Source organism: Hydrocoleum sp. CS-953 (assembly GCF_002260545.1).
GTDB lineage: Bacteria > Cyanobacteriota > Cyanobacteriia > Cyanobacteriales > Microcoleaceae > Trichodesmium.
The window spans coordinates 1-2207 of record NZ_LGSU01000114.1 but is presented as its reverse complement, the minus strand read 5'-3'; the positions used below and the strand labels follow the sequence as shown (position 1 = coordinate 2207).

General features: G+C 36.2%; 1 protein-coding gene and 2 pseudogenes. 2 read left to right on the top strand and 1 reads right to left on the bottom strand.

Translation table 11 applies throughout. The annotated features are described in order from the left end of the window. Positions 1 to 463: acireductone dioxygenase (locus AFK68_RS00765; RefSeq protein ID WP_094670855.1), on the bottom strand; the 463-nt coding region annotated here is incomplete at its 3' end. 323 nt (positions 464 to 786) lie between these two features. Here AFK68_RS00765 and AFK68_RS00760 point away from each other — a divergent pair. Continuing rightward, positions 787 to 1629 (top strand): annotated as a pseudogene (locus AFK68_RS00760) (aldo/keto reductase); the annotation flags it as partial. Between the two features lies 1 nt (position 1630). Next, positions 1631 to 2095 (top strand): annotated as a pseudogene (locus AFK68_RS00755) (aldo/keto reductase); the annotation flags it as partial. Positions 2096 to 2207: the final 112 nt, after the last annotated feature.

Here is a 2207-nt window from a genome sequence, read left to right as displayed (position 1 = left end):
CCATCTTTTTTTCTGTTAAATAAAACCAATGTTCTGTATTAGCTGGTACATTAATATATTCTTGTGGTTGTACTGTTAATTCGACTTGACTATTGTCAGGACGTACAAAACCAAAAATACCTTCTCCTGCCACAATATAACGTACTTCATCATCTGCATGGGTATGACATTTATCGAACTTTGATAACATTGCATCAAGATTAGGAATTTCTGGATGTATTGCCACTAAGTCTCGTGACTGATAACCAGCACTTTCTTTTAGTTCCTCAAAATAGTTATCCAAACTTTGTAATAATTGTTCTTTTTCATCATCGCTCAGTACATCTTTTGCCAGTAGATTATGAGTTTCTGGATTCTCTCCTACAGGCCAATGATTCAGTTTTACATTTAAGGGTTTAAGTTCACGAGAAATATCGTTGATTTGAGTGTAAATTGTACCGTCTTCTAGTTTGAGTATTGCCATATTTTACCTTTTTATTTATGACTAAAATTGATTCGATAAGCAAGATAATTCTTGTTTATCTTGACTATCACATTTTAGCACTATTTGTTGTGTGATAATAATTATTATACAGGACTGATAGTTTTTAAACCAACAACTACATTATTCTGTTTACCAAAAAATTAAGGTATAAAGCCTCTCCATTCATGGAGAAAAAAGAAAAAAAATCCTTTTAGTCAATCCTTCTATTACAGAAGAGGTAATTATTAATTATTAATTATTGAATTATACCATTCAGTTAAGAATTTTTTTTGACAAAACTGTTTAATTAGGAGTAAAAAAAAGTGATTTTAGGAAAAGCAACAACGATAAAAACCAAGCATTATGCTCAAGTTCATCAAACAGAATGTCCGCCAGAACACTTTCGAGAATTTAATAACTTTACTGCCAGTTCAATAGGTATTGGTACATATCTAGGTTCCTCAGATCCAGCAACAGATAATTTAGTTACAGAAGCAATTATTAAATCAGTAAAAAACGGGATAAATTTAATAGATACTGCCATAAATTATCGGTCTCAGCACGGCGAAATGAGTGTCAAAGAAGCCCTGCTTGAATTAATAGAATCAAAAACTGTATCGCGAGAAGAATTAATTATTTGTTCTAAAGGTGGTTTTATTCCTAACCGAGAAAAAGAAGAGTGGTTTAAACGAGAATATATAGATAACCCTAAATTTAATATTCAAGCAACAGATATGGTGGCAGGAGTTCACTGTATGCACCCAGAATATATTCAAGACCAACTAGAACGCAGCTTAATAAATTTGGGTATAGAAACTATTGATATTTATTATTTACATAACCCAGAAACTCAGTTAGGAATTATTCCTGCTGATGAATTTTATCACCGTCTCAAAGCAGTTTTTTCAGTGTTAGAAAAAGCTGTTGATGCTGGCAAAATAACTGCTTATGGAATAGCTACTTGGCAAGGTTTTCGAGTGCCACCAACAGATGTAAAACACATTGACTTAGCAAAAGCTAAATCTATTGCGCAACAGATAGCAGGTGGAAAAGGCGATCGCTTCCAATTCATCCAACTACCAGTTAACCTAGCAATGACAGAAGCAATTATTACTCCTACTCAACCTCTAGACGGCAAAATTTTACCCGCTATTACTGCAGCAAACNACTTGGCAAGGTTTTCGAGTGCCACCAACAGATGTAAAACACATTGACTTAGCAAAAGCTAAATCTATTGCGCAACAGATAGCAGGTGGAAAAGGCGATCGCTTCCAATTCATCCAACTACCAGTTAACCTAGCAATGACAGAAGCAATTATTACTCCTACTCAACCTCTAGACGGCAAAATTTTACCCGCTATTACTGCAGCAAACCAACTTAACATTAACGCGATCGCTAGTGCTTCTATTGCTCAAGCTAAAAACCTCAAGCAATTTCCCCAAAAAATTATGACCGCCCTTGGCGAAAACCTGGCAACAGATGCGGTACGCGCTCTCCAATTTACCCGTAGCGTTCCTGGTTTATGCTCCGCTTTAGTAGGGATGAAATCTCCTGGCCATGTGGCAGAAAATCTGACATTGACCAGCATTCCGACCTTAGATACTGGCTACTTTGCTCAGTTGATAAGTTAATCTCAGAAAATACTACCAAGCGATCGCTCTATAGTAATAGTAGAGAGAGTGTAGGAAGTGTGGGAAGTGTGGGGAGTGTGGGGAGTGTGGGAAGTGTGGGAAGTGTGGGGAG